An 18,030-nucleotide genomic window follows, 5' to 3' on the forward strand; every position below is an offset into this window, starting at 1 on the left:
TGTTTAAAAATCTATTTTTTTAGTAAAGTAAAAAGGTTAATAAATGGTAATTATTAACCTTTTTATTTTTAATCTTTACTGTTTAAAGATGCTTACCAAACTTTTCGATTAAGCATAAGTATACCATAAGGTTTTTTTATTCATTGTATTAAACTAAAATTAGATTAAATATTTGTTTTACTGAGGTAAGTATTGTTATATTTGATACAAATCAATAGTTATCATGCAAAAAATAAAAGTACTTAATCCGGTTGTTGAAATGGACGGAGATGAAATGACAAGAATTATATGGAAGTTCATTAAGGACAAACTCATTCTCCCCTATTTAGATATAGATCTGAAATACTTTGATTTAGGTATTGAAAACAGAGATAAAACTAACGATCAAGTTACTATAGACTCTGCAGAAGCAACTAAAAAATATAATGTTGCCGTAAAATGTGCTACTATTACTCCTGATGAAGCTCGTGTTAAAGAATTTAACTTAAAAAAAATGTGGAAATCGCCTAATGGCACCATTCGTAATATTGTTGGAGGAACAGTTTTTAGAGAACCTATTATTATGAATAACGTTCCGAGATATGTGCAAGGATGGACACAACCCATTGTAATTGGCCGTCATGCTTTTGGTGATCAATATAAAGCAACGGATGTGGTAACTAAAGGTCCCGGTAAATTAAGCATGACTTTCACACCTGAAAACGGTGAGCCTCAAACTTGGGAAGTCTTTGATTTTAAAGATGACGGAGTTGCAATGTCCATGTATAACACCGATGAATCTATTGGAGGGTTTGCGCATTCTTCATTTCAAATGGCATTAACCAAAAAATGGCCTTTATATCTGTCCACTAAAAATACCATTTTAAAAGCTTATGACGGAAGATTTAAAGATATCTTTCAGAAAATATATGAAGATCATTATCAATCTAAATTTGAAGAACTGGGAATTACTTATGAACATCGTCTAATTGATGACATGGTAGCTTGTGCCATGAAATGGAACGGAGGCTTTGTATGGGCTTGTAAAAATTATGATGGTGACGTGCAGTCAGACACTGTTGCTCAAGGTTTTGGTTCTTTAGGCTTGATGACTTCTGTTTTGGTAACGCCTGATGGCAAAACCGTTGAAGCAGAGGCGGCTCATGGAACTGTTACCCGACATTATAGATTATATCAAGAAGGTAAAGAAACTTCTACCAATCCCATAGCATCTATCTTTGCATGGACCAGAGGCTTAATGCATCGTGGTAAATTAGATCATACTCCGGATGTTGTCAATTTTGCAGAAACGCTGGAAAAGGTTTGTATTGAAACTGTTGAAGGAGGTAAAATGACCAAAGACCTTGCTTTATTAGTAAAAGGTAAACAAATGACCAGAGAAGATTATCTTAATACTGAAGATTTTCTAGATGCTATTGACAAAGGGTTAAAAAATAAATTAGTTAAATAATCAAGTAATTTTAATCTGTCACACAAATATATTTATCTTATTAATCAACTACTTGTGTGACTAAATATTAACATATTTTTCTAATATGAAGAATTTCATATTTTTTTGCTATGTATTCTTGATTATTTAGAAATAAAATTGTAATTTTGCAACTCAAATTTTTAGAGAAATGAAAAAAGACATTCATCCGGATAACTATAGATTAGTTGTTTTTAAAGATATGAGCAACGACGAGGTATTTTTATGTAAATCTACTGCAGAAACAAAAGATACAATTGAATATGAAGGAGTAGAATATCCTTTAGTTAAGATGGAGATTTCAAGTTCTTCTCACCCTTTTTATACAGGAAAAGTTAAATTGGTTGATACTGCAGGTAGAGTTGATAAATTCTTTAACAAATACAAAAATTATAAAAAGTAATATAGTAATACTATTATAAAAATTAAATATACCCATAGTAGTAATACCATGGGTATATTTTTTTATCTTTTTGGCATAAATATTGATGGAAAGAATAGTAATTTAGGTTTCTGCCTTATTAAAACAACATATTATGAATGCTAAAATTTTAATTTTATTAGTAACAATGACCTTTTCTTCTATATTTGGTTATTCTCAAGAAAAATATAAATATAGAGAAGAAATACAATCTACCAATGAAAAAGTACAGAAAGTGGAAGCTTTGATTCAACAAGAATTTGGCTCTGCTTCTTCACCCGGAATTTGGACTTCAAATAATCCTGATTATGGTCTTATGATCAGAACAAAAGGGAATACATTTACCATAAGTGCCTGGCAAATTTCTGATAATACAGATATAAAGGCAAGAATTGAAAAACTTATGTCCAAAGTAAAATCTGAACTGTAAAAAAATTTTATATACCAAACTTTAAAACTTCAGTAATGACTTACTGGAGTTTTTTTAACTTAAAATTTGACCAATGAAATTAGATATATTAGCCATAGGCGCCCATCCTGATGATGTTGAACTAGGGTGTGGAGGAACTCTGGCCAAAATGATTTCTGAAAATAAAAAAGTGGGAATATTAGATCTGACGGAAGGTGAATTAGGGACAAGGGGAACAGCGATTACCAGAAAAGCCGAAGCCGAAGAAGCCAGTAAAATACTTTCGATTGCTTATCGTGAAAACTTAAAATTCAGAGATGGTTTTTTTAAAAATGATGATACTCATCAAATCGAATTAATTAAAATAATAAGAAAATATAAACCGGATATTGTTTTAGCTAATGCGGTAAACGATAGACATCCAGATCATGGGAAAGCTGCTAAACTTGTTTATGATGCCTGTTTTCTCTCCGGACTATTAAAAATACAAACAAGTTATAATGGGGTTACACAAGATACTTGGAGACCTAAACATATATTCAATTATATTCAATGGAATGAAGAAAAACCGGATTTTATAATTGATATATCTCATTTTTTAGATAAAAAAATAGAAGCTTGTATGGCCTATAAAACACAGTTTTATGATCCGAATTCATTAGAACCTAATACTCCTATTACTTCCATTAATTTTAAAAAAAGTATTATATACAGAGCAGAAAATTTGGGTAGGTTAATAGGATGTGATGCTGGCGAAGGCTTTACTTCTCAAAAATGGATTGGTCTGAAAGATTTTGAAAATTTTGTTTGATAATATGAAATCTATTCCTATATTTGCATTCCCAAAACGGTGGCCATAGCTCAGTTGGTTAGAGCGTCGGATTGTGGTTCCGAAGGTCGTGGGTTCGAGACCCATTGGCCACCCTAAGCTCCAAAGCATTCCTACAAAAGCTTTGGAGCTTTTTTAATAAACTACTTCAAGTGTATAATTACATAAAATGGCAATGTAATTATGGCAAAAAAATACTAAATTTGGTTTCTCCTCTTCAAATATAAGGATGTGTCAACCAAACTAGAAATCAAAATAAAAAAATTTATATTATATCTTTTTTATTAAAGATTAATATAAAATTGCTTAGTATTTTTTAGACGAAAATATTATAAATATTTTAAATTAATTAGGCTAATCATTCTGTTCTTTTTCAAAATTACTCTAATTATTATTATATTTATATTAATCCAATTATAACATACTACTAATGAAATTACAAAATATTTTTTTATACTTAAATAATTATTACATTAGTTATTATTGAATACAATCATATTAACTTATTTTATCATTAATTTTTCTAATCATTAACTAATTTATATAGTAATTAAACAATCCCATTAACTTCTTACTTTAGTTTAAATAATAAAATAGTTTAAATATCATTATTTTTATATGTTATTGATATAGTTATTATATAACAATTAAAATATTTAAATCATTGTTTAATTTTACAAAATATAAATGTCAGATTATTATAATATCAAATAATAATTTTATAATAATTTATTTATAAAGAAATCATTAGGTTTTATTAATATATAATTTTATTTTATCATGTAATATTAAAAATATTAATAATACAATTTAACTATATTTAAATTCAAAAATTATTAAAATTTATTATAATCATTTTTTTATAAATAATTATATTTTTATATCTTATTTGCAAATATATAAAGCATTATATAATTAAATAAAAATTTAATAAACAAATAAAAGTATTGTAAATTTATATGTATTATCATAATTAATGATATTTTTTATGGTATATTACTATAATAAAAAAATTTTATATATATTTGTCCAAAAATTAAATAAAAAATGCATTTATGAGGCAAATAATTAAATACACATAAATATTTATTAATAAGAATATTAAATCTTTGATTTTAATAATTAAGGACGTTTGGACATGTTATATTCTATTTAATTAATATTTTGATTTAATAGAATAATCGTTTATTATCTTAGTAACTATTTTAATTTATAAATTTAAATAATAATATATATGATAAATTTTAAATCTTTTATATCAATAACAGCATTTTTAATATCTTTTATCTTCTATGGACAAGATATTTCAGAGAGCACTGCAAGAAAAGTAGCTAATAACTTTTTGAAAATTAAATTAAATCATGAATTAAAAAAATCAAATGAAAATTTAAAAATAACCAACATTACTCACCAAATTAATAAAGAATATAATGGTTTTTACATTTTTACTATTAAAAACGGTAATGGATTTTGTATAGTTTCATCTGAAAGTGCAAATCATCCAATTTTAGCTTATTCAACAAATTCTACAATACCAGCATCAACTAATTGTTCACCTGGATTTTTAAATATTTTAAATAGTTTTGAATATTATAATATTAATCTTAGGAAAAAAATTCAAAAAAGATCATTCGATAAAAAAAATGAATTAATTAAAAAAGAATGGGAAGCTTTACTCAATGATCAACAATTACCTAATTCTCAAGAAATAAGCAATAAAGCATTATCTAAATCTTTTAATAATCCTCTAACTGTAGATCCATTAATAAAAACTATTTGGGATCAATCTCCCTTATATAATAAATTTACTCCTAATACTTATGAAAATGTGCCAACATATGCAGGATCTGCTTCTATCGCCATGGCTCAAATTATGAAATTTTGGAATTTCCCAACAAATGGTAGTGATTCTATGACATATTTCATACCTAATAAGTATTATTATTATAATTACGATTGGAAATGGAAAAAATTATCAGCTAATTTTCAAAATACTACCTATTTATGGGATAAAATGCCTGTTTACCTCTCTAAAAATTCTTCAGCTGAACAAATAGATGCAGTTGCTAAATTAATATCTCATGCAGGTATTTCAATCAAAACTATGTATGGTCCGATTGGTTCAGGTGCTTTTAGTACTAATGTTCCTCAAGCCCTTAAAAAATATTTTAAATATAGCCCAGACATTCAACTAATAGATAGAACTGATTTTGAATCTGATGATGAATGGCTAAATGTATTTAAATCTCAGGTTTCAAAAGGATTACCAGTTTATTTATCTGGTCAATATCCCGATGCTGAACATGCTTATATAGTTGATGGATATGACTCTCAAAATCTAATTCATCTTAATTTTGGATGGGGAGGAACTTCAAACGGATATTATTGGATAGATGAACTCAGAGGATATTCTTCAAGCCAAATTGCAATCATCAATATTTATCCTTCAACCTATTCTTCAAATCTAAATTGTGAAATTCCTTCAGGATTTTCAAGTTCGGATATTACTTTTCAGAGTGCTACTCTTAATTGGAACGCTAATCAAAATATAAATTATACCATTCAAATTAAAGCAGATACGGATAACGATTGGACTATAGTTGGTAATGATATTAGAGGATCTTCATATACTTTATCAAATTTAAGTCCAAACACATCGTACACGGCTAGGATTAAATCTAACTGTGATAATGGTAAATCTAGCAATTTTACTGAAGTTAATTTTAATACGACTTCTCATTCTAGCCCTTCATTAGCTTCATGTATTAATAATTTTGAACCAAATGATACATTTGATGATGCTTATTTAATTAAACCAGATTCTGTCTATTATGCAGGCATACAATCACATGGAGATAAGGATTATTTTAAATTCTTTATATCAAAAAATTCAGATATAGTGATTCGTCTTCAAAAACTTCCCAAAGATTATGACATAAAACTATTTAATAGTGGCAAGTTTGAAATAGGTCAGAGCGAAGCTGCAAATACCACAGATGAAAAAATCTTAATAAAAAACGTTTTACCTGGTACATATTATATAGAAGTATATGGATATAAGGAAGCATTTGATGAATCTCAATGCTATGAATTAGAAATTCACGCAACAACATCTATACCTTCATGCAGTAATAATTATGAGCCAAATAATAGTTTTGAAGAGGCCTATCCTATTGATACACATACTACTTATTTCGCAAGTATAGCTACCGCTAGAGATCAAGATTATTATACATTTACTTTAGATTCTGATTCAAATATAAATATTATTCTGCAAGATATTTACTATGATTACGATTTTAATCTTTATGATTCTTCAAAAAATTTAATTGAAAGAGGTAAATTAGATAGTCCCAATAGTAAATTAATTAGTGTAAAAAATCTTGCTGCTGGCAAATATTACATTCATATAACCGGTAAATATCATCCTACTTCATGTTATAGTTTGACCATTGATACTGTTATAGATAAATATTCATGCAATTTTAATTACGAAGTAAATGATACCTTTGAAAGTGCTGTAGAAATCAAAACAGATTATCCATATACTGCTAGTATCGGTTTTGCATATGATCAAGATTATTATAAATTTACTTTAGATAAAAAATCTAATGTTAATGTTGTACTACAAAATATAGGTGAAAAATATGAATTAAAATTATATAATTCAAATAAAACTGAAATAGGAAGTAAGTATAATGAAGATCAAAGTGATGAGATTATAAATATTAACGACCTTGAACCTGGTACCTATTATGTACTTATACAGGGTATTAATGGAGCATTTAATAACAGCAAATGTTATGGATTAATAGTTCAAACAACCCCTTCTACGCCTCCTTGTATACATAATTTTGAACCTAATGATACTATTCAAGAAGCAACCTCTATAGATCTAAATACAATATATGAAGCAGGTATAGGTTCTTCTAACGATAAGGATTATTATAAGTTTATATTAAATGAGGCTTCTGATATTAAAATCTTACTTCAAAATCTCCCAAAAAATTATGATTTAATTCTTTATGACAATTCTAATAATGAAATTGATAGAAGTATAAATAAAGGAAATAAAAGTGAAAAAATTGAGATAGAAAGTTTACCTGCTGGAACCTATTATATATATATATATGGAAAAGATGGTGTATTCGATACAAGTCAATGTTACAATCTTGAAGTAATTACATCAAGCATTTGTGCTTCAAACTATGAACCTAACAACAGCATAGATATGGCATATCCTATTAGAAATATTTTAACATATTCTTCTGATATTAGCTCTCCTACTGATGATGATTATTATAAAATATTTATTGGTGTAAAAGCTGATATTGAAGTTGTATTAGATAATCTTCCTGAAAATTACGATCTTAAATTGTATAATTCTTCAAAACAAGAAATAGGAAGAAGTTCAAATAGTGGTACCAATAAAGAAGTTATAAATATATATAATGTAGAAAGAGGTGTTTATTATGTATATGTATACGGATCTAATGGTGCTTTTGCTCCTGGTAAATGTTATGATTTAACAGTGAATTTTAAACCTACTAATACTACTCACCCTATACCGTCATGTGTAGGTAATTTTGAACCAAATAATACATTTGAAGAAGCATTTCTTATTAATACAAACACAAAATATGAAGCTGCAATTGGTACTCATAACGATCTGGATTACTATAAATTTAATTTAAGTGAAAAAGGAGATATTTTAGTTAAGTTAGATAACCTCACAAAAAATTATGATATTAAAATATATAATTCTTTAAAAGAAGAAATAGGAAGCAGTCTAAATATTGGTGATGCCAAAGAAGAAATAAATATTTTAAATTTGGATAAAGGAATCTATTACGTATATATTTATGGAAAAGATGGTGAATTTGATCCAACAAGCTGTTATAATCTAATTGTTAATTTTTATCCATTAAAAAATAATCCTGATATAAGTAATAATGAAGATTCTATTATATTATATCCTAACCCTGTCCATGATGTATTAAATATTAAAGGAATTAATAAAGATAAGGAAAAATTTACAACTTTTACTATTCTTGATAGTAGTGGACGAATAGTTAAAAAATTGCAAACAAAGGTTGATGATATAATTCCTATTAATGTCTCAGAATTATCTCCAAATCAGTATTATTTACAAATTCAAGGAAGAAATTTCAGATTCATTAAAAATTAAGTTTTTAATTATTAATTAAAAAACCGAAAGACAAATCTTTCGGTTTTTTTTATATTCATTAAACTGATATTATCAATCAACTCTTTTTTTATCAAAAAAATAAAGGGTCATACCAGCTCCTATGATTCCTAATCCAATAATACTCTCCCGAGGATGGTTAACAAAGGTAAAATACAAAATATAAAAGCTGAAAAGTAAAAAGATACCGGGCATTAGTAAAAAAATATTTCCTTTAAAAAGTACCCGATCTTTTTTCTTAATAAATAAAGAAGTACTCACAGCAGCCGTAGAAAGAAGTTGAAGTACAAATGCTGTGTAAATAAAAATTTCTTCAAATTTACCACTCAATATTATTAGTATACTGATAAGGGTATGAGCAACTACAGCCCAAATAGGTATTCGGTTTTTATTTTCTTTACCTAAATAACTCCAAAGATGATTTTCTTTTGCTGTTGCCTGGGTTACTCTCGATCCAACCCACAAATAGCCACTAATTGTTGAAACTAATTGCAATGCAATCAAATAACTTATCCATTTTACTCCCCGAACACCTAAAATATTGGTAAATGCGATATTGGCAATGTCTTCTTTTCCTTCCATTTGTTCGATTGAAGCATGTTTTAAAAAAACAAAATTTACCAACACATAACTTACTGTTACAAAAACAGTTCCTATTATCAACGCTTTGGGAAGATTAACTTTTGGCTTTTCAATTTCTTCAACAATATAAGAGGCAGAATTCCAACCGGTATAAGCGTAGGTAACAAACACTAACGAACTGGCAAAAGCCGGAACGATAATTTCATGAGACCAAGAATTATCCCATAATAATGCATTAGTAGGAGACGGACTTATCGAAATTCCAATTAAAATCAGTACTACAATGAATGCTACCTTAAGAACGGCAAATATATTTTGAAAACGACTGCTTACCTTTAGGCTGAAACATTGAAATACAGCAATAATAATGATAATGAGAATTGCTGTACTTCTTTCATTTTCAAAACCCAAATATTTAGCCATAGCCAATGCTGCTAAAGCAATTGGCCCGGAGAAGCCAACTATAAGCGATACCCAACTGGTGATGTATCCCATAATGGGATGATAAGTTCTAGAAAGATAAATATAATCTCCTCCCGATTGCTTAAAATGAGCTCCCAATTCCGCGTAGATAAAAGCACCTATTAAAGCCAGTATTCCCCCGATTGTCCATAAAAGAATAATGGTAAACGTATTGTGTAATTCCGGAACTTGATATCCTAAACTTGTAAACACTCCCGTTCCTACCATATTGGATATGACTATGGCAGTTGCTGTCTTCCAGCCTATTTTTTTCATATTTATGTTAAATATATAAGTCTAAATTTAGAAATTCATAGAAAGCTTAATAAACCAATTAGCTCCGGTTGTACCCATCTGTACCGGTGCATACTTGAAAACATTATAATAAGAATTTTCATAGATTTGCTTATCCGGAAAGACATCAAAAATATTATTTCCGCCCATCGTTAGTATTAAATCTTTTCGTATGGAATAACTGATACTAAAATCGGTTACTAATTTTGGATCGTGATGTTGTACCGAACCGTATGGATAACCATCTCTCGTAACTTTACCGAAATAGGTATTTCTTACTAATAAATTCCATTTCGAAACTGAGTAATTGAAGCCTAAAGTTGCCTTTGCTTTTGGACTTAAAGATTCAATTATATTGGTTTGATCGGGACCAAAATATTCATTTCTGTCTCCTTCAAAAACTTTGGGAAAATGATAATTAACAATTTCTGTTTCTGTATAGTTTCCTGATAAACTTATATCCAGATTTCCCCTTCCTAAACCAACTTTATATGTAGCCACTATATCAATACCTTTCGTTTCCGTATCCACAGCATTAGTAAAAAATCGTGCTCCTTCCACTCCATAAGATTCTACTTTTGCATTAACAAATTCACTAGTGAGTACAATACGATCTTTAACTTTGATATAGTAAGCATCAGCCGTTACATATATTTTTTTAGAAGGTTTAAATGTTAAACCGGCACTCGCATTTATAGATTTTTCTTCTTTAAGTTTATCAATACCTAATGCTTTTGCCAAAGGACTGTCATTTCTAAATATACCTTTAGAAACAACTCCTGATCCCGACGATGAGATACTGGAAAAAGAATTATTGAAATATTGCTGTTGCAGAGACGGGGCTCTGAATCCATTACTGAAAGCTCCCCTTACAGCAAATCCGTTTACATATTCATAACGCACCGCCAACTTTCCTATCCAAGAATTACCAAAATCGGAATAATGCTCATATCTTCCTGCCAAATCACCGGTAAATTTTCCTTTTTTAAATGCTACATCCGCATAACCGGATGCATTATTTCTGTCCTCCTTTAACGCATTTTCAGGAGAAAATCCTATAAAACCTTGAGCTCCCCCCTCTCCCAGTATATCGGTGGGAAGGGTAGATGCTGTTGCCGGACTACCAAATTTATCGTAACGCATCCATGAGCCTTCTTCTCCGGCTTTTATTCTATACTGTTCGTATTTAAATTCTCCTCCGAAGGCAATAGAAAGAAGTGTATTTATTTTTTTAGAAATATCCAGATTGATAATATTTTGCATAAACTCATGTCCCCCTGCTTTAAATTCCGTTGGAGAATGTATACCCAATGAAGCGTTGTTTGTATTCGTAGCCTTATAATTAAAGAGGTTTTCTCCAAAGGTATTACTTATATCTACCATCCAATTATTATGCATATATCTTATTCCCGTAGAGTTAGAAATATCATAAATAGTGGATTTTAATAAAGGTTGAAATCCTATCGGATAAAGTTCTTTAACTACATTAGTTTTTTCACTGGGAAGTCTTCGGAATTCAGCTCCTTCTCCTTGTCTTAAACTTGCTCCGCCGAATGAGTAGAACTCATACTTTTCGGATAATGGATAAATGGAATTTATAAAAAACTGTTGATTTTTAATTTGAGCATCTCCTGCCCTGAAACGGAAGTCTTTTTGGGTTAAACCCATTTCTGCCATAATTTTTTCATCGTTTATTCTGGCCTGATTGGGATCCGGTGCAAAATCATAGGCAAAGTTATCGCCAAACTTGTCCAGATTATTATCATAAGAACGATTGGTTTTATTTCTTTGGCTGACTACAAAAGAAAGATTGATACTTCCTCCTTTATCTCCTAATTTAGCCCCATAATTTCCGCTAAAATTGTAAGTTTCCCCGTCATTTCTATTAGTTAATCCATAGGAGATGGATGCCGAGCCGCCCTCAATCTTTTTTAAAATAATATTAATTACACCGGCAATGGCATCCGAGCCGTATTGAGCTGCCGCACCGTCTCTCAAAACCTCTATTTTTTCTATTGCTGAAACGGGTATGGCACTTAAATCTGTACCCACAGATCCATTACCTACCGTATTTTGATAGTTGACTAATGAGGTAGTATGCCGTCTTTTTCCATTCACTAATACCAGAACCTGATCGGGCCCCATACCTCTCAAGGTAGCCGGATCAATATGTTCCGTTCCATCGGAAGAAGATTGGCGAACTGAATTGAATGAAGGTACTAAATAATTTAATAAGTCGTTAACGGTTAATTGAGGAGATGCCTTTTCTATTTTTCTGACATCTATTACGTCTATGGCAACGGGAGAATTTACTTTGGTTCGTTCTGAATTTCTGCCACCGACTACAACAATCTCTTCAAGATCAAGGGAATCTACGGCTCGTTTTTCTTGAGCATCCACATAATTGGTAAATTCTAAAATTAAACTTACCATTAACAAAGAAACTTTTTTCATTATTTTTCTTACAGTTAGTAAATTATATTTATTAAAACTGTATCAAGAAAAACCGGAAAGGAAAAAAGAAATTATTCACAACTCAACACACTCACAACTCGCGAATCACTCATCTTTCCCCTCGGGGCTGGAATTAGCACCAAGCCTAAGCAGGCCGGTTGCCAAGGTTTCACAGGGCCAGTCCCTCCACCTTTCTTGATAAGTGATGTAAATATACCATAATTTTCATAATAAAATAATTTTATATTATATTATTTTACCTCTAAGATAAAGAAATAAATTTACTTTATCTTAAAAAATCTTACCAAGAAAATTATTCCTATTCCAAACAAGGAAATGAAAGTAAAAGATATTTGTAATGAAAATTTTTCAGCTAAAAAACCAATGCAAGGAGGACCTAGAAAAAAACCGATAAAACCAATGCTGGTAATAACTGTAAGCGCTTGTTCGGGCGAAGCAGTTTTTGAATTTCCCGCTAAGGTATATACTAAGGGTACCACTGCAGATATTCCCAATCCAACAATAATGAACGAAAGAAATGTGGTTAGCAATGTTGGAAATAGAACTGCAAAGACCATACCTATAAAAATTAAAGATCCGCTGATAATCAACGTAATTTTTGAACCGAATTTTCGAACTATAAAATCAGAAATGAATCGTCCGCAAGCCATGGCTGCCATATAGGCAGTCAATCCATATCCGATATATTTTTTATCGGCTTTCACTATATTCCTCATATATTCATTGGACCAATCGGTCATCGTTCCTTCAGAAACCATAGCAAAAAAAGCTAGAAATCCTAAGACAATAAGATTTTTATCAACTCTGATAAATTTTGATTTTTTTGGTAATTCCATTGGTTCTTCTTTGGATTCATCCGGCAACAAATATCTGAATAACCAAAGGGAAACCAGAATTCCTATGGAAGAATATAAAATAAAATGCTCAGAAGGTGGTATGTTTTTAGCAATCATTACCGCTCCTAACCAAGAAGCAAAAAAACCTCCAATGCTCCAAGTACCGTGCATGGAGCCTATTATTTGGCCTTTATAGGATTTTGACACATTAACAGCTTGTGTATTTATAGCTATATTGGTTAAATTACCTATGGCCCCGTAGGCTATTAAATTGAGTTTCAATTGCCATAATTCACCGCAAAATCCAATCCCGATTAAAAATATAAAGTAAAGAATGATAAATATAAGAGTCGATTTTTTACTGCCCAGCTTTTTTATAAGATTACCGGCAAAAGGTAATGTAATAAGTGTTCCGATGGATAAAAATAGTAAAACCAATCCCCAGTTGGAATCGGAAACATTCATCGATAATTTAATCGTTGGAATTCGTGAAGCCCAAGTCGCGGAACTGCCTCCAAAGAAAAAAAATACAAGGGTTACCGCCATTCTGGGCAAATGCTTTTTGTATATCATTGTTAATTCTCTCGGATTTTTATTGGATTATTCATTTATCATTAACTCCGCGCATTTATAACATAAAAAAGCCTGCTTGATTCAATCAAACAGGCTCTTCATTAATTATCTTTTTAATCTTTTGTCGGGGATTCTTTTTCCACCTCCCGTATTTTAATTTCCGTACTGTCTTTTTCTTTATTTAATTCAATATAGAGATGGTCTCCATCATGTATCGATGAATTGATAATTTCTTCAGCGATCACATCTTCCACATATTTCTGGATTGCTCGTTTAAGCTGACGTGCACCGAAATTTTTGTCCCATCCTTTTTCAATGATGAATTCTTTAGCTTCCGGAGATAATTCTACTTCATATCCAATTTTAGCAATTCTATCGTACACATTTTTCAATTCTAAATCTATAATTTTGGATATATCTTCCTTTTCCAAATTATTAAAGATGATAACATCATCGATCCTATTTAGGAATTCAGGAGCAAATGTTCTCTTTAAAGCGTTTTCTAAAGTAGATTTTGCTCTTATATCGGAAGATGATTTTTTGGCAGAAGTTCCAAATCCAACACCGTCACCGAATTCTTTGAGTTCACGAGTTCCGATATTGGAAGTTAAAATGATTATTGTATTTCTAAAATCTATTTTTCTTCCCAAACTATCCGTAACATGTCCGTCATCTAAAATTTGCAAAAGGATATTAAATACATCCGGATGCGCTTTTTCAATTTCATCTAAGAGGATTACAGCATATGGTTTTCTTCTTACGGATTCTGTCAATTGACCTCCTTCTTCATATCCTACATATCCCGGAGGAGCTCCAACTAATCTAGATACGGCAAATTTTTCCATATATTCACTCATATCTATTCTAATGAGAGCATCATCTGAATCAAATAATTCTCTGGCAATAACTTTTGCTAATTGAGTTTTTCCAACTCCGGTTGCTCCTAAGAATATAAATGTACCTATAGGCCTGTTAGGATCTTTTAATCCGGCACGATTTCTCTGAATGGCTTTTACAACTTTGTTGACCGCTTCGTCCTGACCGATAATTTTACCTTTCATCAGATCTTTCATCTGAGCAAGTTTTTTAAGCTCTCCTTCTGCAACTCTTTGTACAGGTACACCGCTCATCATTGAAACTACCTCTGCAACATTGTCTTCGGTTACTATCTCCCGATGTTCTCTTGAAGATTTCTCCCATTCTCTTTGTGCATTCGCTAATTTTGTTTCAATCTCTTTTTCGGTATCTCTTAATTTTGCAGCTTCTTCATACTTTTGGCTTTTAATTACCTTAGTCTTTTCAGCTCTGATTTTTTCTAATTCTTTCTCATAATTAACTATTTCCTTTGGAACTTTGATATTTTTAATATGGACTCTTGATCCCGCTTCATCGAGCGCATCAATCGCTTTGTCCGGTAAATATCGGTCGGTAATATATCTTGTAGTAAGATTTACACAAGCTTTAATTGCCTGCTCGGTATAAGTTACATTATGATGTTCTTCGTATTTATCTTTAATTTGATTTAATATGATAATGGTTTCTTCCGGAGAAGTTTGCTCTACCATTACTTTTTGAAATCGTCTTTCTAGGGCGCCGTCTTTTTCAATATATTGCCTATATTCATCCAAAGTAGTCGCTCCGATGCATTGTATCTCTCCTCTTGCTAATGCCGGTTTGAACATATTGGAAGCATCTAAAGAGCCTGTGGCTCCTCCGGCTCCTACTATGGTATGGATTTCATCAATAAAGAGAATAATATCCGAGTTTTTTTCAAGCTCATTCATGATGGCTTTCATTCTTTCTTCAAATTGTCCTCGATATTTAGTACCTGCAACCAGTCCGGCTACATCTAAGGTAACTACTCGTTTATTGTATAAAACACGAGAGACCTTTTTTTGAACAATTCGTAAAGCGAGGCCTTCTGCAATGGCTGATTTACCGACTCCGGGCTCTCCTATTAACAAAGGATTATTCTTTTTTCTTCTGCTTAATATCTGAGATACTCTTTCTATTTCTTTTTCCCTTCCTACCACCGGATCTAAACGACCTTCGAGTGCAGCGGTGGTTAAATCTCTACCGAAGTTATCTAATACCGGTGTTCTGCTTTTCGAAGGATTAGATCTGCTTCCTTTAGGTGATTCGTATTGATTTCCTTCACTAATGCCTTCTTCTTCAGAAAATTCATTGGTGGGTTGTTCCGTAAAATCTTCTTGAAACTGAAATCTATATTCTTCTTTAAGGATATTAGCATCGATATTATACTTTTTGAAAAGCTGGGTTACTGGATCGCTTTCTATCCTCAAGATACATATCAATAAATGTATGGTTTCTATTTCCGGGCTTCTAAAAAGCTTAGCTTCTAAAAAGCTTGTTTTTAAAGCTCTTTCGGCAGCTTTAGTAAACGGGATGCGATTCCTGTCTACTTTTATACTTATTTCAGGTTTATTAAGATTTTCTATTTTTCTCCTTAAGTCACCTAAATCAACATTTAAACTTTGAAGTATGGTAATAGCTTTGCTGTTACCTTCACGTAAGATACCCAGTACAAGATGTTCCGTCCCTATATGGTCATTACCTAATCGTAATACTTCTTCATTACTGAAGCTTATTACATCTTTTACTTGTTGTGAAAAATTTTCGTCCATGTATGACTTACTGTTCTATATATTAATATTTTACGATTTGAATCTTGCATTTATCATGCCACTTTACTTATCGGTTATTTTGTCATATTCCTTGATAAAGTAAAATATTTTTTTCTGATAAATGTACTCTATTATTTTAAAATATCATATAATGTCGGAACTATTTCTCGGGTACGTATATTATTTCTCCATTTTCCAGTTCATAAGCTATCCCTACTTTTTTCCCTTTTTTACCTGTGGATTTCTCTTGGGACGGGGTATACTTGTTTATTTTATTTCCTTCTTTGGTTATTATTTCCATATCTTCTTTTCCCGGATTTTTAACAACGGTAAAATCTTCATTGGAAAATACTTCACCCATATTTAAATTCATAACCATGGCAACCATAAGAGCAACGGCAAAAACCATAGCTACATCAAATAGGTTTACGATGACACTAAGCGGATCGGTATCTTCTTCTTTTAGAAATCTGTTAATTCTTCTTCGCCTTTTCATTCTTAATTTACATTACCCGTTACTACTCTTGCTACATAATCTAAATTGTTAACTTCTTTTGCATACCATCGTTGTTTAACTTGTAAAGTTACTAATCCGATTGCGCTTACTACCAATCCCACCACAGTTGTTGCAAAAACTACTTGCATGTTATACGCCATACCGGAAATATCCCCGGAAGATAGTCCAACCAGTGCCGGACTCATGGCTATCAGAGTACCGATTAAGCCTAAGACAGGTCCGAGTTTTGCAAGCATTTTTGATAAGGAAAGGTCTTTATCTACTTCATTTTCAAAATTAGAAATGGTAAAATCGGCATAGGCTTCATGGGTGGTATTTTCCAATAATGTCCTTAAATATTTTATATATAAGGAATTGTTTTTTGAAGGCAAGGTTGCTTGTAAATCTTTTAATTTTTCTTGAGTAAGGTTTTCAATAACCGGATTTATCTTTTTATCGTTATTCCTTTTAACGATAAATTGATTGTAAAAGCTTCCTAAAAGAAGCAATGAACGAGCGAATAATATTAGTAAGATGATGATATCGGGAATTAATAAACTATTCGCTACCCAGAATAATACTTTTGATATAATTTCCATATTTATTAGTTAATTTAATTTTTTCTTTTAGTGTTTAACAATTTTTTCATTTAGTTAACCTCCATTTAATTTTATTTCCTAAAAATCCTATTAGAAAAAAGAAAATGAATAGTCCCATCGATAAAAGTATATAGTTAACATTTATGGTTTCTTCTGAGGATTTATATACTATTTTTCCATCAACGGTGGTTATGAGTCCTAGTATACAAATGATTAAACTCACCATAAAATGTATTTCAAGTCTTAAATCAAATTCCGGAATCAGTTTTTTAAGAGTTATGACAGCTAAAATCATACATAAAATAACGATTGATGCATAAAGGATTGCCATGGTTAAAAAGTGGAAACCGGTAAAGGTAAATGCGGCTTGAGTCAATCCATAAAATAAAACTAAAAAAGGTAATATTCCCGGATAATATTTTAACATTAATCGAACTATCTTATGTTTTTTACTTCCAAACCGTCCCATTAGTGCTGCAATACAGAAAGCAAAACATACCGCCGATTCTACCGTAACTACTACGGACATGTTTTGCATCATCACATGATCAGCTAAAAAATCTTCTATCTGTGTTTTAGATTGCTTAATGGCTAAGGGATAAATTAAAAGTATATAGAAAGTGTATATTAGCATCATTAAGGCTATTTGCCCTCTTTTCCAAAAACTTAGCTTAATAATACTATTTACTAGGATAAGAGCCATTAATAAATGTATAATGAGTTCCATAAAGTACT

The 18,030-nt window shown here is 30.7% G+C and carries 12 protein-coding genes, 1 tRNA gene and 1 riboswitch; of the genes, 6 read left to right on the forward strand and 7 right to left on the reverse strand.

The window, feature by feature from the left end; all coding sequences use genetic code 11:
- The first annotated feature begins 223 nt into the window (after positions 1-223).
- The 6 genes from GFV01_RS09360 (at position 224) to GFV01_RS09385 (ending at position 8,315) form a co-directional block, all read left to right on the forward strand.
- The gene (locus GFV01_RS09360) at positions 224-1,450 is read left to right on the forward strand and encodes an isocitrate dehydrogenase (NADP(+)) (RefSeq protein ID WP_160566902.1); all 1,227 of its coding nucleotides are present in this window, start codon (positions 224-226) and stop codon (positions 1,448-1,450) included.
- A gap of 169 nt (positions 1,451-1,619) precedes the next feature.
- On the forward strand, positions 1,620-1,871 hold the full coding sequence (locus GFV01_RS09365; protein ID WP_105296935.1) for a type B 50S ribosomal protein L31: 252 nt from the start codon (positions 1,620-1,622) through the stop codon (positions 1,869-1,871).
- A gap of 133 nt (positions 1,872-2,004) precedes the next feature.
- Positions 2,005-2,319, forward strand: coding sequence for a hypothetical protein (locus GFV01_RS09370; protein ID WP_160566904.1), 315 nt, complete (start codon positions 2,005-2,007; stop codon positions 2,317-2,319).
- Positions 2,320-2,392: 73 nt separating this feature from the next.
- The gene (gene bshB1 / locus GFV01_RS09375; RefSeq protein WP_160566907.1) at positions 2,393-3,109 is read left to right on the forward strand and encodes a bacillithiol biosynthesis deacetylase BshB1; all 717 of its coding nucleotides are present in this window, start codon (positions 2,393-2,395) and stop codon (positions 3,107-3,109) included.
- A gap of 39 nt (positions 3,110-3,148) precedes the next feature.
- Positions 3,149-3,222 (forward strand) — tRNA-His (locus tag GFV01_RS09380).
- A 1,139-nt stretch (positions 3,223-4,361) separates the two neighbouring features.
- A complete protein-coding gene (locus GFV01_RS09385) occupies positions 4,362-8,315 on the forward strand; it encodes a C10 family peptidase (protein ID WP_160566910.1) in 3,954 nt (1,317 codons plus the stop codon).
- Positions 8,316-8,387: 72 nt separating this feature from the next.
- Here the strand turns inward: GFV01_RS09385 and GFV01_RS09390 are convergent, their stop codons facing one another.
- The 7 genes from GFV01_RS09390 to GFV01_RS09420 all read right to left on the reverse strand — a co-directional run bounded on the left by GFV01_RS09390 (position 8,388) and on the right by GFV01_RS09420 (position 18,022).
- Entirely contained in the window at positions 8,388-9,653 is a 1,266-nt protein-coding gene (locus GFV01_RS09390; RefSeq protein WP_160566913.1) for an APC family permease, read from the reverse strand.
- Positions 9,654-9,680: 27 nt separating this feature from the next.
- The gene (locus tag GFV01_RS09395; protein ID WP_160566916.1) at positions 9,681-12,125 is read right to left on the reverse strand and encodes a TonB-dependent siderophore receptor; all 2,445 of its coding nucleotides are present in this window, start codon (positions 12,123-12,125) and stop codon (positions 9,681-9,683) included.
- A 106-nt stretch (positions 12,126-12,231) separates the two neighbouring features.
- Positions 12,232-12,330: riboswitch (SAM riboswitch) on the reverse strand.
- Positions 12,331-12,406: 76 nt separating this feature from the next.
- Positions 12,407-13,555, reverse strand: a complete 1,149-nt coding sequence (locus GFV01_RS09400) for an MFS transporter (protein ID WP_160566919.1) — start codon at positions 13,553-13,555, stop codon at positions 12,407-12,409.
- Positions 13,556-13,668: 113 nt separating this feature from the next.
- Positions 13,669-16,200: an ATP-dependent Clp protease ATP-binding subunit gene (locus GFV01_RS09405; RefSeq protein ID WP_160566922.1), complete on the reverse strand. Its 2,532-nt coding sequence runs from the start codon at positions 16,198-16,200 to the stop codon at positions 13,669-13,671.
- Positions 16,201-16,360: 160 nt separating this feature from the next.
- A complete protein-coding gene (locus GFV01_RS09410; protein ID WP_105296926.1) occupies positions 16,361-16,696 on the reverse strand; it encodes a DUF2149 domain-containing protein in 336 nt (111 codons plus the stop codon).
- Positions 16,697-16,698: 2 nt separating this feature from the next.
- Positions 16,699-17,295, reverse strand: coding sequence for a MotA/TolQ/ExbB proton channel family protein (locus tag GFV01_RS09415; RefSeq protein WP_160566926.1), 597 nt, complete (start codon positions 17,293-17,295; stop codon positions 16,699-16,701).
- A 46-nt stretch (positions 17,296-17,341) separates the two neighbouring features.
- The gene (locus GFV01_RS09420; protein WP_160566928.1) at positions 17,342-18,022 is read right to left on the reverse strand and encodes a hypothetical protein; all 681 of its coding nucleotides are present in this window, start codon (positions 18,020-18,022) and stop codon (positions 17,342-17,344) included.
- Positions 18,023-18,030: the final 8 nt, after the last annotated feature.

The organism is Apibacter sp. B2912 (genome assembly GCF_009827835.1).
Taxonomy (GTDB): Bacteria; Bacteroidota; Bacteroidia; order Flavobacteriales; family Weeksellaceae; genus Apibacter.